Source organism: Streptomyces sp. NPDC020958 (assembly GCF_055562175.1).
In genome coordinates this window covers 901,132-926,334 of the sequence record NZ_JBVHFU010000001.1, presented here as the reverse complement: position 1 = coordinate 926,334, position 25,203 = coordinate 901,132, and the positions used below count along the sequence as shown (strand labels likewise).

Annotated in this window: 18 protein-coding genes; 11 read left to right on the top strand and 7 right to left on the bottom strand. The window is 73.2% G+C overall.

Annotated elements, in window-relative coordinates:
• Window positions 1-18: 18 nt before the first annotated feature.
• Window positions 19-477 carry a flavodoxin family protein gene (locus tag ACZ3KP_RS04210; protein ID WP_467496163.1) on the bottom strand — a complete coding sequence of 153 codons (459 nt, stop codon included), beginning with the start codon at window positions 475-477 and terminating at the stop codon, window positions 19-21.
• 49 nt (window positions 478-526) lie between these two features.
• Entirely contained in the window at window positions 527-1,843 is a 1,317-nt protein-coding gene (locus ACZ3KP_RS04205) for a lipase family protein (RefSeq protein ID WP_467496161.1), read from the bottom strand.
• 375 nt (window positions 1,844-2,218) lie between these two features.
• Here ACZ3KP_RS04205 and ACZ3KP_RS04200 point away from each other — a divergent pair, with 375 nt between their 5' ends.
• Complete coding sequence (locus tag ACZ3KP_RS04200; RefSeq protein ID WP_467496773.1) at window positions 2,219-3,448, top strand: PP2C family protein-serine/threonine phosphatase; 1,230 nt, start codon at window positions 2,219-2,221, stop codon at window positions 3,446-3,448.
• 297 nt (window positions 3,449-3,745) lie between these two features.
• A complete protein-coding gene (locus ACZ3KP_RS04195; RefSeq protein WP_467496160.1) occupies window positions 3,746-6,010 on the top strand; it encodes a C40 family peptidase in 2,265 nt (754 codons plus the stop codon).
• A gap of 28 nt (window positions 6,011-6,038) precedes the next feature.
• Here ACZ3KP_RS04195 and ACZ3KP_RS04190 read toward each other — a convergent pair whose 3' ends face one another.
• Window positions 6,039-7,097 carry an NAD-dependent epimerase/dehydratase family protein gene (locus ACZ3KP_RS04190; RefSeq protein WP_467496158.1) on the bottom strand — a complete coding sequence of 353 codons (1,059 nt, stop codon included), beginning with the start codon at window positions 7,095-7,097 and terminating at the stop codon, window positions 6,039-6,041.
• Window positions 7,098-7,362: 265 nt separating this feature from the next.
• Between ACZ3KP_RS04190 and ACZ3KP_RS04185 the strand changes: the two genes are divergently transcribed.
• The 5 genes from ACZ3KP_RS04185 to ACZ3KP_RS04165 all read left to right on the top strand — a co-directional run bounded on the left by ACZ3KP_RS04185 (window position 7,363) and on the right by ACZ3KP_RS04165 (window position 11,738).
• Window positions 7,363-8,727 carry an FAD-dependent oxidoreductase gene (locus tag ACZ3KP_RS04185; protein WP_366890640.1) on the top strand — a complete coding sequence of 455 codons (1,365 nt, stop codon included), beginning with the start codon at window positions 7,363-7,365 and terminating at the stop codon, window positions 8,725-8,727.
• Window positions 8,728-8,894: 167 nt separating this feature from the next.
• Window positions 8,895-9,281: a VOC family protein gene (locus tag ACZ3KP_RS04180; RefSeq protein ID WP_467496156.1), complete on the top strand. Its 387-nt coding sequence runs from the start codon at window positions 8,895-8,897 to the stop codon at window positions 9,279-9,281.
• Window positions 9,282-9,525: 244 nt separating this feature from the next.
• A complete protein-coding gene (locus ACZ3KP_RS04175) occupies window positions 9,526-10,686 on the top strand; it encodes a hypothetical protein (protein WP_467496154.1) in 1,161 nt (386 codons plus the stop codon).
• 61 nt (window positions 10,687-10,747) lie between these two features.
• Complete coding sequence (locus ACZ3KP_RS04170; RefSeq protein WP_358979163.1) at window positions 10,748-11,029, top strand: YkvA family protein; 282 nt, start codon at window positions 10,748-10,750, stop codon at window positions 11,027-11,029.
• A gap of 22 nt (window positions 11,030-11,051) precedes the next feature.
• Window positions 11,052-11,738: a 2-phosphosulfolactate phosphatase gene (locus ACZ3KP_RS04165; RefSeq protein WP_467496152.1), complete on the top strand. Its 687-nt coding sequence runs from the start codon at window positions 11,052-11,054 to the stop codon at window positions 11,736-11,738.
• On the opposite strand, the gene ACZ3KP_RS04160 is transcribed toward ACZ3KP_RS04165, so the two are convergent.
• The gene (locus ACZ3KP_RS04160) at window positions 11,705-13,180 is read right to left on the bottom strand and encodes a hypothetical protein (protein WP_467496150.1); all 1,476 of its coding nucleotides are present in this window, start codon (window positions 13,178-13,180) and stop codon (window positions 11,705-11,707) included. The two genes, ACZ3KP_RS04165 and ACZ3KP_RS04160, sit on opposite strands and share 34 nt — an antisense overlap.
• A gap of 229 nt (window positions 13,181-13,409) precedes the next feature.
• Here ACZ3KP_RS04160 and ACZ3KP_RS04155 point away from each other — a divergent pair, with 229 nt between their 5' ends.
• A complete protein-coding gene (locus ACZ3KP_RS04155) occupies window positions 13,410-15,968 on the top strand; it encodes a SpoIIE family protein phosphatase (protein ID WP_467496148.1) in 2,559 nt (852 codons plus the stop codon).
• A 102-nt stretch (window positions 15,969-16,070) separates the two neighbouring features.
• On the top strand, window positions 16,071-18,794 hold the full coding sequence (locus tag ACZ3KP_RS04150; protein ID WP_467496146.1) for a SpoIIE family protein phosphatase: 2,724 nt from the start codon (window positions 16,071-16,073) through the stop codon (window positions 18,792-18,794).
• 2 nt (window positions 18,795-18,796) lie between these two features.
• On the opposite strand, the gene ACZ3KP_RS04145 is transcribed toward ACZ3KP_RS04150, so the two are convergent.
• Entirely contained in the window at window positions 18,797-20,641 is a 1,845-nt protein-coding gene (locus ACZ3KP_RS04145; RefSeq protein WP_467496144.1) for a glycoside hydrolase family 15 protein, read from the bottom strand.
• A 169-nt stretch (window positions 20,642-20,810) separates the two neighbouring features.
• Between ACZ3KP_RS04145 and ACZ3KP_RS04140 the strand changes: the two genes are divergently transcribed.
• On the top strand, window positions 20,811-21,017 hold the full coding sequence (locus tag ACZ3KP_RS04140; protein ID WP_467496142.1) for a hypothetical protein: 207 nt from the start codon (window positions 20,811-20,813) through the stop codon (window positions 21,015-21,017).
• Window positions 21,018-21,110: 93 nt separating this feature from the next.
• The gene (gene sthA / locus ACZ3KP_RS04135) at window positions 21,111-22,514 is read left to right on the top strand and encodes a Si-specific NAD(P)(+) transhydrogenase (RefSeq protein WP_467496140.1); all 1,404 of its coding nucleotides are present in this window, start codon (window positions 21,111-21,113) and stop codon (window positions 22,512-22,514) included.
• 77 nt (window positions 22,515-22,591) lie between these two features.
• Here sthA and nicT read toward each other — a convergent pair whose 3' ends face one another.
• The gene (nicT, locus tag ACZ3KP_RS04130; protein WP_467496138.1) at window positions 22,592-23,752 is read right to left on the bottom strand and encodes a Nickel transporter NicT; all 1,161 of its coding nucleotides are present in this window, start codon (window positions 23,750-23,752) and stop codon (window positions 22,592-22,594) included.
• A 139-nt stretch (window positions 23,753-23,891) separates the two neighbouring features.
• Window positions 23,892-25,163: an iron uptake transporter deferrochelatase/peroxidase subunit gene (efeB, locus tag ACZ3KP_RS04125; protein ID WP_467496136.1), complete on the bottom strand. Its 1,272-nt coding sequence runs from the start codon at window positions 25,161-25,163 to the stop codon at window positions 23,892-23,894.
• Between the last annotated feature and the right edge of the window lie 40 nt (window positions 25,164-25,203).

Here is a 25,203-nt window from a genome sequence, read left to right as displayed (position 1 = left end):
GCCGCCGCGGCGGGGCGCTCAGCGGTCCGTCGACAGGCCGGCCGCGAGGGTCGCTCCCAGTTCCCAGCAGGCCTCGAGGTCGGCCTTAGTGGGCTCGCCGGTCACCGTGACCGGTTCGGCCGCCTTTCGCCAGTCGAGGCCGGTCGTGATGGTGTCCAGGGCGCGCAGGGCGCCGGTGACGTCGTTGCCGCCGTGCACGTAGGCGCCGAAGGGGCGGCCCCGCGTCCCGTCCAGACACGGGTAGTAGATCTGGTCGAAGAAGTGCTTGAGGGCCCCGGAGAGATAGCCGAGGTTGGCCGGGGTGCCGAGCAGGTACCCGTCGGCCGCGAGCACGTCGGAGGCGGTGGCGGACAGGGCGGCCCGCCGTACCACCCGCACCCCCTCGATCTCCGGGGCGGTCGCCCCGGAGACCACGGCCTCGAACATGGCCTGGCAGTGCGGCGAGGGGGTGTGATGGACGATCAGCAAGGTGGGCACACCGGCAGCCTGCCCCGCGATGCCCGCCGTCGGCAAGCGGGGGCGTCGCTCACGGCTGTGCGGGCAGGGTCCGGCAGTTGGAGCCGGCCGGCACACCGAAGAGCCGGGCTGTCAGCCAGGCGATGGCGTCGCCCTGGTCGGTGAGCAGGGGCGCCAGGTGGTTCAGCAGGGCGCGGCCCGCGTCCGGCAGGACGACCGGCACATAGGTGACGTCCGCCCCTTCGCCGCACCAGTCGACGGCCAGCTGCCGGGCCTGCGCATGCGGTACGAGGTCGTCGCTGACGCCGGTCGCGAGCCGTACCGGACTCACCGGCGCCGTCCCGCCGATGCGCTGCCCGTCCAGGAAGGCCCGCAGCGCCGGCTCCTCGGCGATGACGTCGGAGATGGAGCTGCCGTCACTCGTCCAGGCGGAGCTGTGCCGGGAGCCGTAGGCGAGGAGCGCGTCCCCGACGCACATCGTGGACAGGTCGGTGAGGGCGGCCCGGCCCGCCGCGCCGAGGTGGGCGTCGACGATCGGCTTCAGCGCCGGGTCGGACTGGACGAACCCGTTCACCGCCCAGCCGAGGGCACCGGCCAGGTCGCTGCCGTCGATGGCCGCGGTGACGGCGGTGAGGTCGGCGGGCGGCGCCCCGGAGTAGGTGCCGGAGAGGGTGACGTCCGGGGCGTAGCCGGGCTGGATCTCGGCGGCCGCGGCGGTGGCGCCGCCGCCCTGGCTGTACCCGAACAGACCCACCCGCGAGGCCGCGGTGACCGAGGCGCCGGGCACGTGCCGCGCGGCCCGCACGGCGTCCAGGACGGCGTGCGCACCGTCCAGCCGGTTGACGTAGGTGTGCAGCCGGTCGGTGGCGCCGAGCCCGACGTAGTCGGTGACGACGACCGCGACCCCCTCGGCGAGCAGCCGGTAGACGGACAGGTCCTCGTAACCGACGGACACCGTCCGGCCGTTGAGGAGCAACGGGTGCTCCAGGCCCATGGAGGCCGCGCACTGGTCGCCCTGGCCCATGGTGCCGGGGGCCAGGGCGACCAGTGGGCGGGCGCCGGGGCCGAGCCAGGGGAACGCCGGTTCGAGGTAGGCGCCGGTGACCGCGACCGGCCGGCCGGCCGAGTCGGTGGACTTGTACATCAGCCGGGTCGCGGTGCCCGGCAGCGGTCCGGGCAGGCTCGGCAGGCTGAGGGCCAGCGGAAGGGGCGCGGTGCGGACGAGGGCGCCGTCGGCCGCGGGCAGGGTGGCGGGCGGGTCGTAGAAGGCCGGGATGGTGACACCCCGGGAGACCTCCGCCTGGGACGCCGTGGCCTGCAAGGTCTGGAGACAGAGGCAGGCGGCGGCGACGACGGCGGTGGCCAGCAGACGAACGCGGACAGGCATGGGGAGCCTCCTGGGCGTGCCGGGGCGTGGGAGGTGGGGTGAGGGTGGGGGTGAGGGTGAGGGTGGGGGTGGAGCGGGCGCCCCCGGAGCGGCCGACGGGGCGGGTGCGGTTTACCTGACGGTAACCAGCACGCGGTTACCGCGGGTAGCAACCGTCAGGTTACGTTTCGGTAATGTGACGGACGGTCAACGAGCCCGTGCGGTAAGGCGTCGCCGACGTCCTCGACCCCCGCGCCGCCCCGGGACGCCGACGGGGGAGGCAGTGACGGGGAGGGCGGGAGCGAAAGTGGAACAGGTCGCACGGCACACACCGCGCTTTCCGTGCGAAACTGGTGCGAACGCGGCGGGGAGGTGACCCCTGTCATGAGCGACGGCATGAGCGGTGCGGAGATCGACTACGCGGCGGTCTTCCAGAACCTGCCCGGGATGGTGGCCCTGCTGACCCCGGACCTGGTGTACGCGGACGTCAACGCCGAGTTCCTGCGCATGGCCGGACGCAGGCGCGAGGAGGTGGTGGGGCGGTATCTGTTCGACGTCTTCCCGGACAACCCCGACGACCCGAGCGCCACCGGCATGCGCAATCTCGAGTGCTCGCTGCGGCGGGTCCTCGCCACCGGCAAACGCGACACGATGGCCCTCCAGCGGTACGACGTGCAGGTCCCGGGCCGGCCCGGGTACTGGGAGGAGCGCTACTGGAGCCCGGTGAACGTGCCCTTGCTCGACCAGGACGGCAAGGTCGTCCTGCTGGTGCACCGGGTGGAGGAGGTCACCGAACTGATCCGGGCCCGCCGGGCCGCCGTTGACGGGCGGGCAGAGGTGCTGGAGGCCGAACTGTACCGGCGGGCGGGCGAGTTGCAAGAGATCAACGAGCGGCTGCGGCAGGCGCACAGCAAGGAGCGCGAGGTGGCCGTCGCCCTCCAGGAGGCGATGCTCCCCGCCCCCCGGAAGCTGGGGCGGCACCGGGCGGCCGTACGCTACCGGCCCGCGACCGGCGGGCTGAACGTGTGCGGCGACTGGTACGACCTGGTCGACCTCGTCGGTGGGGACCGGGTCGCCGTCTCGGTGGGCGACGTGGTCGGGCACGGGCTCGAAGCGGCCTGCGTGATGGGGCAGTTGCGCAGCGCGCTGACCGCGGCGTCCCGGGTGGCCGAGGGCCCCGCCCAGGCACTCGACGTGCTGGGGCGGTACGCGCACGTGGTGGACGGCGCCGAGTCGGCCACGGCGGTGACGGCGTTCGTCGACTTCTACCGGCACACGGTCACCTACAGCAGCGCCGGGCACCCGCCGCCCGCCCTGCTGCACCCCGACGGCCGGGTGGAGTTCCTCGACCGGGCCACCGATCCCCCGCTCGACGCCCGCCCCGATCCGCGGCCACGCCCCCAGGCCGTCACCGCGTTCGACGACGGGGCGACGCTCGTCCTCTACACCGACGGACTGGTCGAGCGCCGCCGCGAGGACATCGACACCGGACTGCGCCGGCTCGCCCGATCCCTTTCCGGCAACCGCGAGTCGGAGCCGGAGGAGCTCGCCGACGCCGTGCTGGGCGAGCTGCTGCCGCCGGACGGCGCGACCGACGACACCGCGCTGGTGGTCGTCCGACTGTGAGCGCCGCGCGGGCGAAATGCCGCGCCACGTATACCCATACCGAACAGTACGACGAACATCACAAATACGTATCGGACATTACGCACGTCAACCTTCACACGAGTGACACAAGTTGGCTAAGTTGACGTCAAGCCGCTCGGCTCCCCCCGGCGAATCCCGTCGGGCCGCGCGGCCTCCGCCGAGTCCACCACTGGGGTGAATCGGCCGAATGCCTGGCAGGCACCGGCCGTAGGGCATACCTTCCGGATTCCAGGCCCGAACCCCCGGTAGGCGGAGCACGGAAGGAGCACGACCCCCATGGCGTCCGAGAGCCGTGACGAGGTTCGACAGCGGATCAACAACCTCTACGACCAGGCCGAGAACGCCACCGGGAACTACAACGCCACACGGGCGATGAACGGCGGTTCACGCTCACGCGGTGTCCCGCTCTTCAAGCGGCAGCGCACTGACGACCCGGGCCTCGACAACATCGCCCGGGAGTGGTTCGAGGGCGCCCGGGCGAAGCTGGGACCGAGTGTGCCGGCCGCGCTGCCGTCCGACCGGATGCCCGAGCGGCCCGGCCCGCGCCGGCCGGTCAGCGCCATGGCCGCCGACCTGCTCGGCCAGTTGGAGGGCTCCGGGCCGTCCCGACCGGCGCTGCCCGCGGGGCCGTCCGCGCAGAGCGACGTCGAGGTCGTCCGTGAGCTGCCGGCGGAGCGCCCGAAGCTGGAGCTGACGGCGGGCCCGGCCGCGGCGGTGCCCGCGGGCGGGCCGACCCCGTCGAGCCCGCCCAAGGCCCTGTCCGCGGCCGCGCCGCGCCGGACCGCGCCGGGCACCTCCAAGACCAAGAGCCAGCTGAAGGTCGCCAAGGCGCGTGAGCTGCTCTCGCAGCGCACCGGGCAGCCGGCGGTCGCGCCCCACGAAGCCTCCCGGGCCCCGCAGCCCGCACCGGCCGTGCAGCCCGCCCAGGCGTCGCAGAGCCCTTGGCCGATGCCCGAGACCCGGGTCCCGGCGCAGGACTGGTCGACGGCCGCCGTCGGCATCCCCGCCCAGCGCACGGACTCCGGCTCCTTCCGGACCGACGCCCTGGCCGGCACGGGCGTGCTGCCGGCGATGACCGTGACGGAGACCGGAGCGATCCCACCCGTACCCGCCATGGACACCGGCGGTTTCCGCGTCATGACCCCGGGCGCCGGCGCGGCCCAGACCATGCCGCCGGCGGACACGGGTTCCTACCGCACCATGCCCCCCGGAGCCGGCGACGCCGCCCAGGCCATGAACCCCATGACCGACAGCGGCGCCTTCCGCGTCATGACCCCCGCCTCCATCGCCGCCACGAACCCCATGACCGACAGCGGCGGCTTCCGCGTCATGACGCCCGGTGCCACCGACACCACCCCCGCCACGAACCCCATGACGGACAGCGGCGGCTTCCGCGTCATGACGCCGGGCGGTACGGGTACCTTCCCGATGCCGGGCCCGGCCCCGCGGGACCCGGGCCCGGCCGCCGCACCGTCCCCGGCGGACACCGGTTCCTTCCGCATCATGACGCCGGGCGCGACCGGCACGTTCCCGATGCCGTCCTCTACCTCGGCCGACTCGGGCGCCTTCCCGATCGTCGCGCCCGCACCCATGCCCGCTCCCGCCGCCGCACCCGCACCCGCACCCGCACCCGCACCCGCACCGATCGACACCGGCTCCTTCCAGGTCATGTCGCCGCAGGCGGCCGCCTACGCCGCCACCTACGCCACCGCGCCCGCGGCCGCCCCCGGGATGGGCTTCCCCACGGGTGGGTACGACAGCGCGGCTCAGGCGCCCACCGCGGTCATGCCGGCCGTGCCCGCCATGCCCGCCTACCCGCCGGCCGACCTCGGCATGGGCGCCTACCCCGAGGCCCCCGCGGCAGGCACGGCCGCTGCCGCGTACACCACCGGAACGCAGCCCGCGGCCCCCGGCTACGCCACCGCCATGCCGCTGACCCCGCCCCCCGCACCAATCCCCACGCCGATGCCGGTGCCGATGCCGGTGCCGGTGCCGGTGCCGTCCGCTCCGATGCCCACGGCCGTGGCCGCGGCTCCTGTGGCCACGCCCGCTGCCGCGATGGCCACCGCGCCCGCCCCGGTCATGACCGCGCCCCCCATGGCGCCGACCCCCGCCGTCCCGGTGGTCACCGCCGTGGCCCCCGCGCCCGCCTCCTTCCCCCAGGCCGTTGCCGTGGCCGAGCCCGGCAAGGCCATGAAGGCTCTGGAGTTCGCGCGGGCGCAGATCGGGCGGCCGTGTGTCTGGGGGGCGACCGGACCGGAGTCGTACGACTGCTCCAGCCTCACCCAGGCCGCCTGGCGGGCCGCGGGCGTCACGCTGCCTCGTACCGCGCCGGAGCAGACGCTGGCCGGCACCCCGGTGACGCTGGCCGCCGTCGAACCCGGTGACCTGGTCTTCTTCTTCGACAACGACAGCCACGTCGGAATCTACGCGGGTGGCGGCACGATGATCCACGCGCCCAGCCCGGGAGCGTCCATCCGGGAGGAGTCGATCTACAACGCCGGGGAGTCGGCGATCCACCGGGTGGTCCGCCCCGCATAGCCGGGAGGGAGCCGGGCGTCGGAGGGCGTCAGACCCTCCGCCGCCGCGTGCGCCAGCTCTCGTGGTGGTCGAGGAGGGTCTCCTCGACCGGCCGGTAGACGAGGCCCAGTTCGCGGACGCCGCGGCTGTTGTCGACGCGGAAGCGGATACCGAGGTGCTTGCGCATGTAGTCCTGGGTGAGGCCGAAGAGCGGGCCCAGGATCCGTACCGGCCAGTGCGGGAGCGCGGTGCGCGGCAGCCGCGGGTCCCTGCGGTGGCGGGTGCGGACGATCCGGGACATCTCGAGGAACGACGTCATCGTCTCGTGGGCGACGATGTAACGGCCCTTGGCCGCGGGGTTCTCCGCCGCCGCGATGTGCGCGTCGGCCACGTCGCGGACGTCCACGGTGGTGAAACTGAAGTCCGGGGCGCCGTACCAGAAGTAGCCCTTGAACAGTTCGTCCAGCAGGAACAGGCTGCCGGACTCCGAGGCGGGCGCGAGAGACGGCCCCAGGACCAGGCCGGGGTTGACCGACACCATGCGCCAGCGGTCCTGGGCGGCCGCGGCGTCCCAGGCGGCGCGTTCGGCGATCGTCTTGGCGTAGTGGTACGGGTTGTCCGCCACCGTGCTGGTGGTGTTGAAGTACTGCTCCGTCAGCACCTGGCCGGGCATCTCACGGACGTCGGCGTAGTCCCCGAAGATCGCGCCGACGGTGGAGGTGAACACCAGGGTCGTCACCTCGGGGGTACGGCCCACGCTCCCGAGGACGTTGCGGGTGCCGAGCAGCGCCGGGTCCACCACGTCCCGTCGGCCGTCCTTGATCCGCTCCGGCATCAGGAACGGCGAGGCCACGTGGAAGACGGTCGCGCAGCCGCGGAACGCCTCGTCGAAGGAGCCGTCCCGGAGCAGATCGGCACGGAACAGGGCCAGTCGTCCGGGAAACGCCTCCTGGAGGTCCCACAGCGGCCGGACCTTCGCCGCGTCGGAGGTGCTGCGCACGGTCGCGTGGACCCGGTAGCCCCGCTCCAGCAGCCGTCGTACCAGATGGCTGCCGACGAACCCGCTGCCGCCGGTCACCGCGACGGTTCTCGCCCCGCGTGCGTCCACGCCCTCACCCCTCGCCCTCGGACCCACCGCGCCTCGGTGCGCCGCAGAGGACAGGGTGGTGCACGGCCGGGGCGGCCGCCAAGCACCTGGGGGCACCGGCTACCGTTCCCGGGCATAAGCCGGACCCGGGATGGGCCATAAGATCGCCTTATGAGGTCATAGACCGGACCCGCGTACTAACTTAGGACTGCCTTAGTTTAGGCTTCCCGTTCGAGATCGATCGTCCTCACGCGATCGACTGCCACCGCTCGAAGGGAACCTGATCATGCCGCGCCCCCTGCGGGTAGCCATCGTCGGAGCCGGCCCGGCCGGGATCTACGCCGCCGACGCCCTGCTCAAGTCCGAGGTGGCCGCCGAGCCCGGCGTGTCCATCGACCTCTTCGAGCGGATGCCCGCCCCGTTCGGCCTGATCCGTTACGGCGTCGCCCCCGACCACCCGCGCATCAAGGGCATCATCACGGCCCTGCACCAGGTGCTCGACAAGCCGCAGATCCGCCTCTTCGGCAACGTGGACTACCCGTCCGACATCAGCCTCGACGACCTGCGCTCCTTCTACGACGCCGTGATCTTCTCGACCGGCGCGACCGCCGACCGCGAGCTGCGGATACCCGGCATCGAGCTGGACGGCTCCTACGGCGCCGCCGACTTCGTCTCCTGGTACGACGGCCACCCGGACGTGCCGCGCACCTGGCCGCTGGAGGCCGAGAAGGTCGCGGTGCTCGGCGTCGGCAACGTCGCCCTGGACGTGGCCCGCGTCCTCGCCAAGACCGCCGACGAGCTGCTCCCCACCGAGATCCCGCCGAACGTCTACGACGGCCTGAAGGCCAACAAGGCCCTTGAGGTGCACGTCTTCGGCCGCCGGGGTCCGGCGCAGGCGAAGTTCTCCCCGATGGAGCTGCGGGAGCTGGACCACTCCCCCACCATCGAGGTCGTCGTCGACCCCGAGGACATCGACTACGACGCCGGTTCGATCGAGACCCGGCGCGGCAACAAGCAGGCCGACATGGTCGCCAAGACCCTGGAGAACTGGGCGATCCGCGACGTCGGCGACCGCCCCCACAAGCTCTTCCTGCACTTCTTCGAGTCCCCGGTGGAGATCCTCGGCGCGGACGGCAAGGTCGTCGGACTGCGCACCGAGCGCACCGCCCTGGACGGCACCGGCAACGTGAAGGGCACCGGCGAGTTCAAGGACTGGGACGTCACCGCGGTCTACCGCGCCGTCGGCTACCTCTCCGACAAGCTGCCGAAGCTCCCCTGGGACATCGACTCGGGCACCGTCCCGGACGAGGGCGGCCGGGTCATCGAGGAGAGCGGCAACCACCTCCAGTCGACCTACGTCACCGGCTGGATCCGGCGCGGGCCGGTCGGTCTGATCGGCCACACCAAGGGCGACGCCAACGAGACGGTGGCCAACCTGCTGGCGGACTACGCGGATGGCCGGCTGCACACCCCGCAGGCGCCCGCGCCGGAGGCCGTGGACGCCTTCCTCGCCGAGCGGAACGTCCGCTTCACCACCTGGGAGGGCTGGTACCGGCTGGACGCCGCCGAGAAGGCGCTGGGCGAGCCGCAGGGCCGTGAGCGCGTCAAGCTCGTCGAGCGCGAGGACATGCTCCGCGAGAGCGGCGCCTGACACACCGCCGGAGGGGGCCGGCGGCGATGCGCCGGCGACGGCGTCGCGTCGGCCCTCTCTCGCGGGCACCGGGAATGTCCTAGGATCATGCGCACGCATCGCGTGTCGGTCACCGGCCGGGTGAGGCATGGAGGTGCTGTGAGGTGCCTTGCGGAGGCATTCCACCCATGTCAGTCGAGTTGAACCACACCATCGTCCACGCCCGGGACAACCGGGAGTCCGCCGAGTTCCTGGCACACGTCCTGGGACTCGAGGTCGGGACCGAGTGGGGCCCTTTCGTTCCCGTGGCCACCGGGAACGGGGTCACCCTGGACTTCGCCACCGTTCCGGCGGAGTCGATCGTCATGCAGCACTACGCGTTCCTGGTTTCCGACCAGGAGTTCGACGCGGCCTTCGAGCGTCTCCGGCGGGCCGGGACCACGTACTACGCGGACCCGCGTCTGCAACAGCCCGGAGAGATCAACCACCACCACGGGGGCCGGGGCCTCTACTTCATGGATCCGGCCGGACACGGCATGGAGATCATCACACGGCCCTACGGCAGCCACGAGTAGACCGCGACGGCTCGGTGAACGGGGCCCGCCCCTGAGCGGATGGACGGGCGGGCCCCGTTCGCCGCACCATTCTGCGGGGCCGGGCGGCCCGCGGGCACGGGTGAACGTGCGTCGTACGACGCACACGGCGCGCACCCCGGCTGCCGGGGGCACACCCCGTGCGCGGGCGGGCCCCGCCCTGTTTGACACGCTCCCCGGCGGTGATACTGGGAGGCGCACTCCCCTCCCGTCAGCAGATTGGCCCATGTCGAACTCCGCCACCGACCACGCCGCCCTTCCGCAGTCCGTCTGGCCCGCCCGTGGCCGCCACACGGGCCCGGACTCCGAGGAGGTGATCCGCCGGATCCTGCGCCTGCGCAAGGAGACCGGCGCCCTCGACGACTTCGCCGAACCCCCCGTGCCCGAGGATTCCGACCGGCGGCTCTTCGAAGCCCGCTGGCGGGTCGACGACGGCACGGTCACGGTCCGCGCCCGGCTCACGCTCGTGGCGCACGAGGGCCGGCAGGCCGGGCGGGAGTGGCAGCTCGTCGCCGAGGCAGAGCGGCCCTGGGACGACACCTGGCCCTCCCCGGCGACCATGTTCTGGCCCGACGGCGACGAGGCCGGCGACGGCGGCGAGGCCGCCTGGGACTACCACCCGGTGGTGGCCGGCCTGCGGCTGCGCACCGTCAACCCGCTGCCCGCCGACGACAAGGAGATGCGCCGGGTACTGCGCGACGCCGCGAAGGACGCCTGGTGCGTCAACCTCGTCGTGCACGAGGCGATGACGCCCGACACACTCGGCCGCCTCCCCCTGGTGCGACGCCTGCCGCCCGCCCTCGCCCACCGGGTCGTGGAACACCGGGCCGCGCCCGAGCAGTTCCGGGCCGTCAACTGGGCCCTGCGCGACCTCGGGGTCGAGGTCCCGCGCGGCGGAGCCGTGCTGCTGCCGCCGGACCCCGCGCCGGCCGGTTACGACCCGCACGAGTACGCGGTGCGCAGCGTCTTCCTGGACGGCTCGGAACCGACCGAACTGATCGCCCTCCTGGGCCGGTTCGCCGCACTGCCCAGGCCCGCCCCGCAGGGCACCGAGGAGGCGCTGGCCGACCTGCGCGACAACTGGACCCTGATGACGCTCCAGGAGCAGCTCGACCGGGAGCGGGAGCTCGTCGCGCAGTACGCGCAGGCCCTGGAGGCCATGACGAGGTCACGGGACCTGTACCGGGAGTCGGCCGAACGGGCCCATGAGGCGCTGGCCGCCCTCCGCGACACCCCCGTGCCCGTCGCACCGGTGCCCCAACCCGCTTCGCCCCTTCAGCAGTTGACCCGCGCCTTCAAGGGGCTGCTCCCGCCGCGGGAGAGCACGGAGCCGGCCGCGGTGGCCGAGGGTGAATCCGGGAGGGCGGAGCAGCAGCCGGACCGGTAAACCGGGCAGACGGACCAGTGAGGGGCCCCGGGGCGGACCGGGGCCGGACGACAGGACAGCCATGGACACCACCACGACCGTGCTCGTGATCTGCGCGATCGTCGCCGCGGCCCTGCTCGCCGGGGCGATCGCCGTACTCGTACGGCTGGTCCGCACCCGGCGCGCGCTGCGCCGGGCCGGACTGCCGACCGGCTCGCGCTGGGTGTTCTGGGGCGCGGTCCTGTATCTGGTGCTGCCGACCGACCTGCTGCCCGACCCGATCTACCTGGACGACATCGGCGTCCTGCTGCTGGCCCTGCGATCCATGCGCGCGGCCCTGCCCACGGAGCACCCGGAGCTCTGAACTCGCCCGGCATCATGGGGTGATGAGAAGCACCTTCACCGGGATTCCCGGTCTTTCCGCGACGCCCGAGGTGGCCGTCGTCGTCGACGTGATGCGGGCCTTCACGGTGGCCGCCGGAGCCTTCGCGCAAGGTGCGGAGCGGATCGTCTTCGCCGAAACCCTGGACGAGGCGCTGGAGTTGAAGGCACGGCACCCGGACTGGCTGGCGTTCCAGGACGGACCGGTGGTGCCGGGGTTCGACCTGGCCAACTCCCCGGCCGAACTGCGCTCACTGGACGTCGCGGGCCGCACGATCGTCCAGAAGACCACCGCCGGGACGACCGGGGCACTCGCGGTGGCCGGCGCCCGGCTGCTGCTGTGCGCGAGTTTCGTGGTCGCCGGGGCCACCGCCGCCGTGCTCCGGCGTGACCGGCCCCGGACGGTCACCTTCGTCGTCACCGGAGACGACGGGACGGCCGACGAGGATCTGGCCTGTGCCGAGTACATCGCCGGATGCGTGAGCGACGCCGGTCTGGCGCCGGCCCCCTACGTGGCGCGGGCCCGGAACTCCCACGGGGCCGCGCGGCTCGCCGAGGGGCTGCGGCTCGGCTGGGAGGGCGTCCACCCCGAGGACGTACCGCTGTGTCTGGAGGCGGACGCCCACCCGTTCGCCATGGCCGCCGCCCGGGAGGACGGTCAGCTGGTGCTGCGGCCGGTGGCGCCGATCTGACGCCGTCCGGTGCGACGCGTGCCCGCCAGCACCAGTACCAGCACGGTCAGAGCGGCGAGCGCGGCCGCCGCCGCGACCGTGCCCGGGAGCCACGACGGGACCGGTGTGCCGTACAGCGTCCCCGACAGCCGCCGGATCCCCAGCCGGACCCCGAACCGGGGGTCCAGCACCGGTCCGGCGGCGAGCACGGCGGCGCCGACGAACCCGGCCGAGGCCGCGGCCGGCCGAGAGGCGGGGAGCGTCAGCGCGAACGCGAGGAGCAGGCACAGCGCGGGCACGGCCGACGCGAGCGGTGGCGCCCCGCCCCACTGGCGCGGGGCATGCGCCACCCCGCACAGCACGAACACCAGCGCGGCGGCCCACGCGGTGCGGCCACCCGCGACGGACGGGGCGACGGCTCCCGAACGCCCGGCCCCCTCGGACGCCGCCGACGCCGCCGACGAGGCCGACGAGGCCGACGAGGCGGCACGTTCGGTCGACCCGGCACCGCCGGCCGACCCGGCCCGTTCGCCGGCCCCGGTCGTCGCGCCGGCCTCGGACACCCCGCCGCGCTCGGACACCCCGCCGCGCTCGGACACCCCGCCGCGCTCGGGCGCCCCGGCCGCCGCACCCGCCCCGGCCGCCGCGTAACCCTCCGGCGCGCCCGTGAGCGACGCAGTCGGCGCGGACCACCCGTCTCTCCCGCCCGCCCCGGCCCCCACACCGGCCCCGGCCGCCACGCGATCCGGCACCCCGGCCGAACCCGGCGCCTCCGACAGCCCGCCCCACTCGGGCGCCCCCGTCCGCGCGGGCGGCTCGGCCGACGCGCACCACGAGGTCAGTGAGGTCAGCGAGGACGCCGTGGGCGCGGCACCGGTTCCCGCGGCCGACCCGAGCGGGGCCGGGGTCCGTGCGGCGCGTGCGGTCGCCAGCCGGCCGATGAGCCGGGCCACGTCCTCCACGGGGCGGCCGACTCCGGCCGCCCGGACGGCGGCCCGGCCGCAGTGCGGCTCCAGCGGCCCGCGGTGCAGGAGTTCCACCAGCCGGGACACCTCGTCCAGGGGACGGCATTCGGCGGCGGCCCGGATCGCCTCCTCGGCGCGGTCGGCCAGCCGGGGCTCACCGGTGAGCAGGGTGACGAGCCGGGTGACCTCGTCGACCGAGCGGTTGCGGCCGACCGCGCGCAGCACGTCGCCGGTGAGCTCGGCGTGGGCGGGGTCGCCCTCCAGGAGGGTGACCAGCTGGACGACGTCCTCCAGCGGACGGTCGGTGACGACCGTACGGAGCAGGCCTTCGAGCGGGTCGTCGTGACGGACCGCGGGCTCGGGCGGGTCGGTGCGGACTTCCGCCGGGGGTGGTGCGGGCGGGATCGCCGGGTCGTCGGGTGGGGTGTCGACGCCGGGGGCGAGTATCCGGGGTATCGCCGGGTCGGACGGGCTGCAGGGCGAAGAGCGGGTGATCATGCTCGGCTCCAGGAGGGTGTGGCCGTACCTGGCACCCCACGTACGGCACGGCGCGTCATGGGGACCATTACCAGGGGCGCGCCCGGGCTCCCGCCACCTGGGTGGGGCATCGGTGTGAGGACATCGGGGACCGCTCGCCGGTTTCCGGTCACGGAGGTGCGTGCGAAGGCCGGGGTGGCGCATTCTTGCTGTGTCACCCACCCGGCGGTGCACGACGAGGTAGGACCGGATGACTGGGACCGGTGAGCACGTGGTCCGGGCGCGTGAGCGGCTGACCGCGCTGCTGGTCGAGGCCTCGACCAGCGCCCTGGGCGCGGCGGACGGCCACGTCGCCGGTGTGTACCTGCGCTCCGGCACCCCGGGCCTGCTGCGCCTCGCCACCCTGGTGGGCCTGCCGGGCCCGCTGTTCCGGCCCTGGTGGCGGCTGCACGTGGACCGGCCGTTCCCGGTGGCGGACGCCTACCGGCTCGGGGTGCGGGTGGTGCTGCCGAACGCCACCGAGACGGTCCGCCGCTACCCCCAGTTCGCGGCCGGGCTGCCGTTCCAGTTCGGCTCGCTGTACACGCCGGTGCCCGGTGCGTCGCCGGCTTTCGGGGTGCTCACGGTGCTGCGGCCGGCCACCCCGGACACGGTGGACGAACCGCCGGACCCGGACCTGCTGTGCCAGATCGCCCGGCGGCTCGGGGCGGGGCTGCGCGAGCTGGTGGCGGAGGCGGGCGCGGCGGCGGTCGCCTGGGAGGGCGAGCCGGTGTGCGTACGGCCGCCCGCCCGGCGCCCGCAGGCGGTCCGGACGGGCCGTTTCACCTGGGATCCGGCCACCTCCGCGGTGCGCGCGGACGACCGGCTGCACGCCCTGCTGGGTGTGGCACCGGAGGACTTCGCGGGCACCGGAGCCGCGCTGGCCGACGCGGTGGCGCCGGCCGACGCCCCGCAGGTGCTGGCCGCCCTGCACGAGACCGCGGCCGGGAGGCCGCCGCAGGCGCCGCTGCGGCTGCGGGCCGGGGACGGCGCCCCGCGCCTGGTGGAGCTGTGGCCGCCGCCCGGCGCGGGCCCCCTGTCCCTGGTCTCCGGCACCGTCGTCGACCTCGGGCCCGCCGCGCCCGGAGACGGAGCGGCCGATCTGCTGCCGCAGGGCGTGTTCTGCCTGGACCGCGCGGGGCTCGTCCGGTACGCCAACCGGGCCACCGCGCGGCTCGCGGGCCGTACGGTCGCCGAGTTGCTGGGGCGGCCGGTGTGGGAGGCCATGCCGTGGCTGAGCGGGCCGGCGTACGACGACCACTGGCGCGGTGCGCTGCTGGGCCCCGACCCGGTGCACTTCCAGGTCCGTCACGAGGGGGCGGGCGAGGGCGGGTGGCTCGCCCTGTCCCTGCATCCGGGCCCGGACCTGGTCACGTGTACGGTCGTCCCCGCCAACCGGCTCGATCCGCCGGTGCACCTGCCCCGGCCGCCCGAACCGGGCACGGGAAGCGGGCCCGGCCGGGGCGGCGGGCCCTCGATGGCACCGCTGTACCGGCCGATCGCCCTGGCCATCGCGCTGACCGATGCGGTGACCGCCCGTCAGGTGTCGGCGGTGGTGACCCAGGAGCTGCTGCCCGCGTTCGGCGGCCGGCGGCTCGCCATCTACCTGCTCCAGGACCGGCACCTTTACCTGGCCTGGGAGGACGGCTTCCCGCCCGGCTTCCTCGCCCCCTTCGACGGGGTCGGCCTGGACGCCCGGATCCCCGGGGTCGAGACCCTGACCACCGGCAGGCCGCTGTTCTTCGAGTCGATGCGGAAACTGGCGGACACCTACCCGGGTCTCGCGCTGGACGCCGACCGGGGCGCCCGCGCCTTCCTGCCGCTGATCGCCTCCGGGCGCCCGGTCGGCTCGTGCATCCTCGGCTTCGACGACGAGCGCCGCTTCAGCACCGAGGAACGCACCGTCCTGATGGCGCTCGCGGGCCTGATCGCGCACGCGATGGAGAAGGCCCAGCGCTACGACACCGAGGCCGCCCTCGCCCGCGGCCTCCAGCAGGCGCTGCTGCCGCGCCGGCTGTCGGCGCACCCGTGGGTGGAGACCGCGGGACGGTATCTGCCGGGTACCCAGGGCATGGACGTGGGTGGTGACTGGTACGACGTGGTGGAGGCCGGCGACGGACTGGCCCTGGTCATCGGGGACGTCCAGGGGCACGGCGTGCAGGCCGCCGCGACCATGGGGCAACTGCGCAGCGCGGTGCGGGCGTTCGCGCTCGGCGACCGGCCGCCCGACGAGGTGATGAGCGGCACCAACCGGCTGCTCATCGATCTCGACCCGGGCCAGTTCGCGAGCTGCTGCTACCTGCGTCTGGACCCCGCCACCGGGTCCGCCCGGGTCGCCAGGGCCGGGCACCTGCCGCCCCTGCTGCGTGCCCCGGACGGCCGCACCGAGGTCCTGCAGCTCGCCGGGGGTGTCGTCCTCGGTGTGGATCCGCGGGCCCGGTACCCGGTGACGGAGTTGGAGCTGACGCCCGGCACGATCCTCGCCCTGTACACGGACGGGTTGGTGGAGCGGCCCGGCGCCGACATCGACGACGGCATATCGGCGCTGCGGGTCGCTCTGGGGAGTGCCGGGGCGGTGCCCGGGCGGCGGAAGGGGCGGTACCTCGCCGGAGTGGCGGACCGGCTCACGGCCACGGCCCGGCACGCCACCGACCGACCGGACGACGTGGCACTGCTCCTCGCCACCCGCCGCCCCCCGCACCCAGCCACCACCGACCAACCCCCGGCCCCGCACCAAGGCGCCGCCGACCAGCCCGGGGCCCCGTACTGAGCGGCGCGGACCGGGTCCGGCCGGGGGCCGCCACGACATCGGGCCCGGTTGCCTCCCAAGACCCTCTCGCCTCGGGCGGCCGGGCAGTGTAGACATGGGCTCATGGTCCGTCTGCCCGGCCGGTCCGACACTCGGCCGCCCCGTTCCGGGAGTCCGCGTGCGCCGCTCAGCGAGGGGGAGCAGGGAGTGAGGGAGCCGGGGCGGGTCCGGTCGGCGCTCAGCGCGCGCAGTGTCGCCGGACAGGTGTTCGTGCTCCAGGTGGTGATCGTGCTGCTGCTGGTCGCGGCGGCCGTGGTGGCCCAGGTGCTCCAGGTGCGGCACGACAGCAGCACGGAGGCCCGCAACCGGTCGCTGGCCGTCGCCCAGACCTTCGCCAACGCGCCGGGCACGGCGGCGGCGCTGCGGCTGCCGCATCCCACGACCGTGCTCCAGCCGAAGGCGGAGGCGGCCCGCAGGGCGACGGGCGTGGACTTCATCGTCGTCATGAACACCGACGGCATCCGGTACACGCATCCCAAGCCGGACCGGATCGGCAAGAAGTTCGTCGGGGACATCGGACCCGCGGTGGCCGGCGGGACCGTCACCCAGGAGGTCCACGGCACCATCGGGGAGCTGGTGCAGGCCGTGGTGCCGGTCAAGGACCCGGCCGGCAAGGTGGTGGGGCTGGTGTCGGCCGGCATCACCACCGCGCACGTCGGCGGCGCCGCCGAGCAGCAGCTGATGCTGCTGCTGACCGCGGCCGGGGTCGCCCTCGCGCTGGCGCTGGCGGGGACGGCGCTGGTCGGCCGACGCCTGCTGCGTCAGACGCACGGCCTCGGCCCGAACGAGATGACCCGCATGTACGAGCACCACGACGCGGTGCTGCACTCGGTGCGGGAGGGGGTGCTGATCGTCGGCGGCGACGGCCGGCTGATGCTCGCCAACGACGAGGCGCAGCGCCTGCTGGACCTGCCCCCGGACGCCGAGCGGCGGCGTGTCGTGGACATCGGCCTGGACGGCGACACGGCGGAGCTGATCGCCTCGGGGCGGGTCGCCACCGACGAGGTGCACCTGGTCAAGGACCGGCTGCTGGCCGTCAACCAGCGCCCGATCGAGGTGCGCGGCGGGCCGCCGGGCAGCGTCACCACGTTGCGCGACTCCACCGAGCTGCGCGCCCTGTCCGGCCGCGCCGAGGTGGCCCGGGAACGCCTGAACATGCTGTACGACGCCGGAGTGGGCATCGGCACCAGCCTGGACGTCACCCGGACCGCGGAGGAGCTCGCGGAGCTGGCGGTCCCGCGGTTCGCGGACTACGCCATCGTCGACCTCTACGACGCGGTGCTCAAGGGCGAGGAGCCGAAGCCGGGGGACGCGCTGCGCCGGGTGGCGCTCACCGGCGTCCGCAAGGACGCCCCGCTGTACCCGGTCGGCGAGCGCTTCCGGTTCGTGCCGTCCTCACCGCAGGCCCGCAGTCTGCAGACCGGCGACTCGGTGGTCGAGCGGAGGCTGCGGGAGGCGCCCGGCTGGCGGGCCCAGGACGAGGAGCTGACCGGCCGGATCCTGGAGTTCGGCATCCATTCGCTGATCAGCGTGCCGCTGCGGGCCGGGAGCCTGGTGCTGGGGCTGGCCATCTTCTGCCGTTCGGAGAAGCCCGCGCCGTTCGACGACGAGGACCTGGCCCTCGCCGAGGAGCTGGTGGCCCGCGCGGCCGTCTCGATCGACAACGCCCGCCGGTACACCCGTGAGCACAGCATGGCGGTGACCCTCCAGCGCAGTCTGCTGCCGCGCAGCCTGCCGGAGCAGAGCGCCCTGGACATCGCCTACCGCTATCTGCCGGCGCAGGCGGGTGTGGGCGGCGACTGGTTCGACGTGCTCCCGCTGTCGGGGGCCCGGGTGGCGCTGGTGGTCGGGGACGTCGTGGGACACGGGCTGCACGCGGCGGCGACCATGGGGCGGCTGCGCACCGCCGTGCACAACTTCACCGCCCTCGATCTCCAGCCGGACGAACTGCTCGGACTGCTCGACGAGTTGGTGAGCCGTATCGACCAGGACGAGACGCCCTCGGAGAGTACGGCCACCATCACCGGGGCGACCTGCCTGTACGCGATCTACGACCCGGTCTCCCGGCGCTGCACGGTGGCCCGGGCCGGCCATCCGCCGCCGGCGCTGCTGCGGCCCGACGGCAGCGTGGAGTTCCCGGACGTGCCGGCCGGTCCCCCGCTGGGGGTCGGCGGCCTGCCCTTCGAGACGGCCGAGCTGGAGCTGCCCCCGGGCAGCAGACTGGTGCTGTACACCGACGGACTGGTGGAGGACCGGCAGCGGGACATCGACGAGGGGCTCGACCTGCTCGCCGGCGCCCTGGAGTCGGCGGCCGACGGCACGCCCGAGGAGACCTGTGCCGCCGTTCTGGAGCGGCTGCCGGCCCGCCCCAGCGACGACGTGGCGCTGCTCGTGGCCCGGACCCGGGCGCTCGGCCCGGACCAGATCGCCGAGTGGCAGGTGCCCTCGGATCCGGCGGCCGTCTCCGAGGTGCGGTCCGAGGTGACCCGCCGCCTGTCGCAGTGGGGCCTGGACGAGCTGTCGTTCACCACCGAGCTGATCCTCAGCGAGCTGGTCACCAACGCCATCCGCTACGGCCGCGCCCCCATCGGGGTACGGCTGCTGCGCGACCGGACACTGATCTGCGAGGTGTCCGACGCCAGCACCACCTCCCCGCACCTGCGGTACGCGGCGAGCACCGACGAGGGCGGCCGGGGGCTGTTCCTGGTGGCGCAGATCGCCGAGCGCTGGGGCACCCGCTACACGCCGGCCGGGAAGGTCATCTGGGCCGAGCAGCCGGTGCCCTGACGTCAGCCCAGGGCGCGGTCGAGGTTGAAGGCGGCGCTGATCAGGGCGAGGTGGGTGAACGCCTGTGGGAAGTTGCCCTGTTGCTCGCCGGTGCGGCCGATCTCCTCGGCGTACAGGCCGAGATGGTTGGCGTAGGTGAGCATCTTCTCGAAGGCGAGCCGGGCCTCGTCCACGCGCCCGGCGCGCACCATGGCCTCGACGTACCAGAAGGAGCAGATGGAGAAGGTGCCCTCGTCGCCGCGCAGGCCGTCGGGGCTGGCCTGCGGGTCGTAGCGGTAGACGAGGGAGTCGGAGACCAGGTCCTCGGTGAGGGCGTCGAGGGTGGACAGCCACTTGGGGTCGGTCGGGGCGATGAACTTGGCCAGGGGCATCATGAGCAGCGAGGCGTCCAGCACCTCCCCGCCCTCGTGCTGGACGAAGGCGCCGCGCCGTTCGGACCAGCCGCGGTCCATGATCCGCCGGTAGATCGTGTCGCGGGACTGCAGCCAGCGGGGCAGGTCGGCCGGCAGGCCCCGCCGGTTGGCGAGGCGGATCGCCCGCTCGATGGCCACCCAGCACATCAGCCGCGAGTAGAGGAAGTTCTTGCGGCCGCCGCGGGTCTCCCAGATGCCCTCGTCGGGTTGGTCCCAGTGCTCGCAGACCCAGTCGACGAGGCGGGTGACGTCGTCCCACTGGGCGCTGGAGACGGGCTGCGCCCACTTGTCGTAGAGGTAGATCGAGTCGATGAGGGCGCCGTAGATGTCCAGCTGGAGCTGGCCGGCCGCGGCGTTGCCGACCCGGACGGGGGCGGAGCCGCAGTGGCCCTCCAGGTGCGTCAGCTCGCGTTCGCCCAGGTCGGCGCGGCCGTCGATGCCGTACATGATCTGCAGCGGGCCGGAGGCGAAGCCGTCGCCCGGGCTGATGTAGGTGGTGACGAATCCCATGAAGGCCTCGGCCTCGCTGCTGAAACCGAGCCGCAGCAGCGCGTACACGGCGAAGGCGGCGTCGCGGATCCAGACGTAGCGGTAGTCCCAGTTGCGTTCGCCGCCGAGCTGCTCGGGGAGGCTGGTGGTGGGGGCGGCGACGATGGCGCCGGTGGGGGCGTAGGTGAGCAGCTTCAGGGTGAGGGCCGAGCGGTGCACCATCTCGCGCCAGCGGCCGCGGTAGCGGGACTGGTGCAGCCAGCTCCGCCAGTAGCGGACGGTGGTCTCGAACTGACGCTGGGCCTCGGTGCGGGCGCAGCCGCGCGGGGCGATGTGCTCGCCGGCCTGGTCGAGGGCGAAGACGGCGGTCTCGCCCTCGGAGAGCTTGAAGTCGGCGTGGGCGTCGGGGCCGTCGCTCTCCAGGGCCACCGTGGAGGTGAGCGCCAGGGACATCACGGCGGACTCGAACACGGCGGTGTCGCCGAGCATGCGCAGGGTGTGCGGCCGGGCGCCGTAGTCGAAGCGGGGCGCCACCCGGACCCGGAAGGGCACGGTGCCGCGCACGCACACCACGCGGCGGATCAGCCGGTGCCGCGCGCGCTCCGCCGGTTCGGCCCCGTCGCCCGTCACCGGCATGAAGTCCTGGACCTCGCCCACTCCCTCGTCGGTGTAGAAGCGGGTGATCAGCACATTGGTGTCGGGGAAGTAGAACTGCTTGGTCCGGGCGGGTACGGCCGCGGTCAGCGCGAAGAAGCCGCCGCGCTCGGCGTCCAGGATCGCGGCGAAGACGCTCGGTGAGTCGAAGGACGGGCTGCAGTACCAGTCGATCGTGCCGTTGCTGCCGACCAGGGCCACGCTGCGCAGGTCGCCGATCAGTCCGTGTTCGGCGATCGGCAGGTAGCGGGGGCTTCCGGGGGCACTCTCGTAGAACGGCTGCTCGGCCATCGTGGCGGCCTCCCCGAAACGGGTGTACGGTCACGTACCAGCTTAAAAGGGATGGGTTCCGTTCCGCACCGGCTGCCCGGCCGGGCCGGCCCCCGGATCCGCTCGGGATGCGGGGCGCGGCCACGCGGGCAATCGTGAGAATGTGCACCCGCTCCGTGAAGGAGGGATCATGTCGACCTCAGAACCCGAAGCGTCCTGGTCGTCCGAGGACCGCGCGACCCCGGACTCCGTGCTGCACAGCGCCCCTGTCACCGGGGTGGCACCGGAGGACCTGGTACTGGCGTCGGGCCGGGACGTCACTCCGGCCACCCTCGAATGGGCCAGGAAGAAGCTGGAGCGCGAGGGCCCGAACTGCATCGAGCGCCTGCTGCCCTGAGTACGGCAACCGCCCTGGTCCGCATGGGACTTCATGCGGAGGTTGCCGGTTCACCCTTTCGAAGCGGGGGCGCCTGCTGACAGACTCCGCAAGGTGCCAGACTTCGACATGCTCGTCATCGGATCCGGTCCCGGCGGTCAGAAGGCCGCCATCGCCGCGGCCAAGCTCGGCCGCCGGGTGGCCGTGGTCGACAGCCCCGAGATGGTCGGCGGTGTGTCCATCCACACCGGCACCATCCCCTCCAAGACCCTGCGCGAGGCGGTCCTCTACCTGACCGGACTCACCCAGCGCGACCTGTACGGCCAGAGCTACCGGCTGAAGGAGGAGATCACCGTCGCCGACCTGACCGCGCGCACCCAGCACGTGGTCAGCCGCGAGGTGGACGTCATCCGCAACCAGCTCTCCCGCAACCACGTCACCCTCTGCTCCGGAACCGGCCGGTTCCGGGACCCGCACACCGTCGCCGTGCGCGAACCCGGCGGGGAGGAGCGGCTGTTGACGGCAGAGCACATCCTCATCGCCACCGGCACCCGGCCGGCCCGCCCGGACAGCGTCGAGTTCGACGGCCGCACCATCATGGACTCGGACAACGTGCTGTCCCTGGAGCGGGTGCCGCGCTCCATGGTCATCGTGGGCGCCGGTGTGATCGGCATGGAGTACGCCTCGATGTTCGCGGCGCTCGGCAGCAAGGTCACCGTGGTCGAGAAGCGTGCGGCCATGCTCGACATGTGTGACGTCGAGGTCGTCGAGTCGCTGAAGTACCACCTCAGGGACCTGGCCGTGACCTTCCGCTTCGGCGAGACGGTCGCCGCCGTCGAGCGGCACCCCCGGGGCACGCTGACCGTGCTGGAGAGCGGCAAGAAGATACCGGCGGACACGGTGATGTACTCGGCGGGCCGGCAGGGCCTGACCGATGAACTCGACCTGGGCAAGGCGGGGCTGTCGGCGGACCCGCGGGGCCGGATCAAGGTCGACGAGCACTTCCGCACCGAGGTGCCCCACATCTACGCCGTCGGCGACGTCATCGGTTTCCCGGCGCTCGCCGCGACCTCGATGGAACAGGGCCGGGTCGCCGCCTACCACGCCTTCGGGGAGCCGGTCGGGGAGATGGACCACCTCCAGCCGATCGGGATCTACACCATCCCGGAGATCAGCTTCGTGGGCCGCACCGAGGACCAGCTCACCGAGGACTGCGTGCCCTTCGAGGTCGGGGTGGCCCGCTACCGGGAACTGGCCCGGGGGCAGATCATCGGCGATTCGCACGGCATGCTCAAGCTGCTGGTCTCCCCCGAGGACCGGCGGCTGCTCGGTGTGCACTGCTTCGGAACCGGAGCGACAGAACTGATCCACATCGGTCAGTCGGTGATGGGCTGCGGCGGCACGGTCGACTACCTGGTGGACGCGGTGTTCAACTATCCGACGCTCGCGGAGTCGTACAAGGTCGCCGCCCTGGACGCCACCAACAAGCTGCGTCAGCTCGACCGGCTGGAGGACTGAGGGCCGCCGGAACCGCTGCTCCCGGCGTCCGGGTTCACCTGGCGCCGGTGAGCGCGCCGGCCAGGGCGGGGGGGCGTTCAGCCCTCGGGCTGCTCGGCGGGACGGGCGAGGCCCGTCGTCCACTTCTCCTCGATCCGGCCGGCCTTCCAGATCAGGAGGGCGACCGCCCAGGTGGCGAAGAAGAGTCCGACGATCACGAAGCCCACCGTGTTGAGGTCGAGCCCGGCGACCCAGTCCCAGAAGAAGCCGTGCAGGTCCAGCTTCTCGGCGAGCAGGCCCAGGAGTTCGACGGTGCCGATGATGAGGGCGACGGCGACGGACAGACCGGTGATGGTGAGGTTGTAGTAGACCTTGCGGACCGGCTTGGAGAACGCCCACTCGTAGGCGAAGTTCATGAACGAGCCGTCGATGGTGTCGAGCAGCGACATGCCGGCCGCGAACAGCACCGGCAGCGTGAGGATGGCGTACCAGGGCAGCCCGGACGCGGCCCCGGAGCCGGCCAGGACCAGCAGGGCGATCTCGGTGGCGGTGTCGAAGCCGAGGCCGAAGAGCAGACCCAGCGGGTACATCTGCCAGGGCCTGCTGATCGAGCCGGTGACCCGGCCGAGGAAGCGGTTCATGAGACCGCGGTTGTTGAGCTGGGTCTCCAGGGCGGCCTCGTCGTAGGCGCCGGAGCGCATCTGGCGGAAGACCTTCCAGATGCCGGCGAGGATGACGAGGTTGATGCCGGCGATGAGGTAGAGGAAGGTGCCGGAGACCGTCGTACCGATCAGGCCGGTCACCTCGTGGAGGTGCGAGCCGTCGTCCCGGACCGGTCCGGCCAGGGTCTTCATGCCGAGCGAGAGCAGCAGGGCCAGGCCGAAGACGATGCTGGAGTGGCCGAGGGAGAACCAGAAGCCGACGGACAGCGGGCGCTGCCCCTCGCCCATCAGCTTGCGGGTGGTGTTGTCGATCGCCGCGATGTGGTCGGCGTCGAAGGCGTGCCGCATGCCGAGGGTGTACGCGGTGATGCCGATGCCGATCCCGAAGGACTCCTTGCCGACGCTGAAGTGCTGAGGAGCGATGATCCCGACCAGGGTGCCCCAGCCGATGACGTGCAGCGCGAGCACGAACCCCGCCATCCCGCCGACCCTGGTCCACTCCTGTCGTGTCATGGAACCGCGGACACGGCGCCAGGCCGAGGGCTTGGTCTCGGCCTGGGCGGGGAGGGACGGAGCGGATCCAGGGGCGGCCGTCATCGGGGGGTGGCATCCTTCGGTCGGGGTACGGGGCAGCTGCTGTCGGCAGCCTGATGCCATCTTCCCGTACTTGCAAATCGTTCGCACTAGAGGCAATTACAGACCTTCCCCATGAGAAAGCAAAAGAACGGTAAAGCGCTCAGGCGGACAGCAGCCCGCGGCCCAGCCAGTCCCCGGCGTTGCGCACACCGGGCAGGGCGAAGAAGTAGCCGCCGCCGGTCGGGGAGATGTAGTCGACGAGGGGCTCGTCGATCAGCCGGGTCTGGGTGGCCTCGAACTGGCGCCTGACGTCCTGGTTGTAGCAGCAGAAGACCAGACCCATGTCGAGGTTGCCGACGCTGTCGATCCCCCGGTCGTAGTTGTAGCCCCGGCGCAGGATGCGGGTGCCGTCGGTCTCCGCGGTGCGCGGGTTGGCCAGCCGTATGTGGGCGTCCAGCGGGATGGCGTTGCCCTTGGGGTCCTTGGCGTAGTTGGGGATGTCGGTCTCCTCGGCGCCGTCGAGCGGGGCGCCGGTGTCCTTGCGGCGGCCGAACATCAGCTCCTGCTCGTTGAGCGAGACCCGGTCCCAGAACTCCACGAGCATCCGGATGATCCGGATCACCTGGTAGCTGCCACCGGCGGTCCAGGCGGGCTCGCCCTGGCCGTCGCCGACCCAGATCAGCCGGCCGGTCTCGCGGGCGGAGCGCACGTCCGGGTTGGCGATGCCGTCCTTGAAGCCGAGCAGGTTGCGCTGGGCGCCGGTCGGCCGCGGGGCGTTCTGGAAGCCGTCGATGCGCCACTTGATCTGCATGGCGCCACGGGTGTGCCGTGCGATGTCCCGCAGGGCGTGCAGGACGGTGTCCTGGCTGTCGGCGCAGATCTGCAACGAGAGGTCGCCGTGGCACTCGGCGGCGTTCAGGTTGTCGTTCGGGAAGGTCCGCATCGGCGTCAGCCGGGCCGGCTTCGCCTTCGCCAGGCCGTAGCGGTCGTCGAACAGGGAGGCGCCGACACCGACGGTGACGGTCAGCGCGTCGGAGGGGACGTCCGGGCCGAGGATGCCGTTGTCGGAGGGCGGCGCGCCGACGCCGAGGTCCTCCGGGGTGCCGCCGGAGGTGAGGAAACGGGCCCGCTCGGTGATCGTCTTCAGCAGCTCGGCGAGTTCCTGCCGGCTGTCGGCGATGACGTCGAACGAGACGAAGGTGGCGGCGGCCGGGGCCGGGGTGAGGATGCCGGCCTGGTGGGCGCCGTGGAAGGGGATCCTGGTGCTGCTCGTCGCGTCGGCGGCCTGCGCCTGCGCCGTGCCGCCGGCCTGACCGAGCGCGAAGCCGCCGCCGGCCAGCACCGCGCCCGCGGCCCCGGCGCCCAGCGCCGTGCGCACGAAGGAACGGCGGCCCGCGCCCATCGGGCAGGACGGGGTGTCGGCAGCGGACATCGGAGGGTTCCCTTCGTCGTACGGGTGCTGGTGCTGTGCG

Bases quoted from the DNA above. Each gene is read 5' to 3' on its own strand.
- ACZ3KP_RS04205 (WP_467496161.1), bottom strand. From the start codon at position 1,843: ATGCCTGTCCGCGTTCGTCTGCTGGCCACCGCCGTCGTCGCCGCCGCC.
- ACZ3KP_RS04200 (WP_467496773.1), top strand. From the start codon at position 2,219: ATGAGCGGTGCGGAGATCGACTACGCGGCGGTCTTCCAGAACCTGCCC.
- ACZ3KP_RS04195 (WP_467496160.1), top strand. From the start codon at position 3,746: ATGGCGTCCGAGAGCCGTGACGAGGTTCGACAGCGGATCAACAACCTC.
- ACZ3KP_RS04185 (WP_366890640.1), top strand. From the start codon at position 7,363: ATGCCGCGCCCCCTGCGGGTAGCCATCGTCGGAGCCGGCCCGGCCGGG.
- ACZ3KP_RS04180 (WP_467496156.1), top strand. From the start codon at position 8,895: ATGTCAGTCGAGTTGAACCACACCATCGTCCACGCCCGGGACAACCGG.
- ACZ3KP_RS04175 (WP_467496154.1), top strand. From the start codon at position 9,526: ATGTCGAACTCCGCCACCGACCACGCCGCCCTTCCGCAGTCCGTCTGG.
- ACZ3KP_RS04170 (WP_358979163.1), top strand. From the start codon at position 10,748: ATGGACACCACCACGACCGTGCTCGTGATCTGCGCGATCGTCGCCGCG.
- ACZ3KP_RS04165 (WP_467496152.1), top strand. From the start codon at position 11,052: ATGAGAAGCACCTTCACCGGGATTCCCGGTCTTTCCGCGACGCCCGAG.
- ACZ3KP_RS04160 (WP_467496150.1), bottom strand. From the start codon at position 13,180: ATGATCACCCGCTCTTCGCCCTGCAGCCCGTCCGACCCGGCGATACCC.
- ACZ3KP_RS04155 (WP_467496148.1), top strand. From the start codon at position 13,410: ATGACTGGGACCGGTGAGCACGTGGTCCGGGCGCGTGAGCGGCTGACC.
- ACZ3KP_RS04150 (WP_467496146.1), top strand. From the start codon at position 16,071: ATGGTCCGTCTGCCCGGCCGGTCCGACACTCGGCCGCCCCGTTCCGGG.
- ACZ3KP_RS04145 (WP_467496144.1), bottom strand. From the start codon at position 20,641: ATGGCCGAGCAGCCGTTCTACGAGAGTGCCCCCGGAAGCCCCCGCTAC.
- ACZ3KP_RS04140 (WP_467496142.1), top strand. From the start codon at position 20,811: ATGTCGACCTCAGAACCCGAAGCGTCCTGGTCGTCCGAGGACCGCGCG.
- nicT (WP_467496138.1), bottom strand. From the start codon at position 23,752: ATGACGGCCGCCCCTGGATCCGCTCCGTCCCTCCCCGCCCAGGCCGAG.
- efeB (WP_467496136.1), bottom strand. From the start codon at position 25,163: ATGTCCGCTGCCGACACCCCGTCCTGCCCGATGGGCGCGGGCCGCCGT.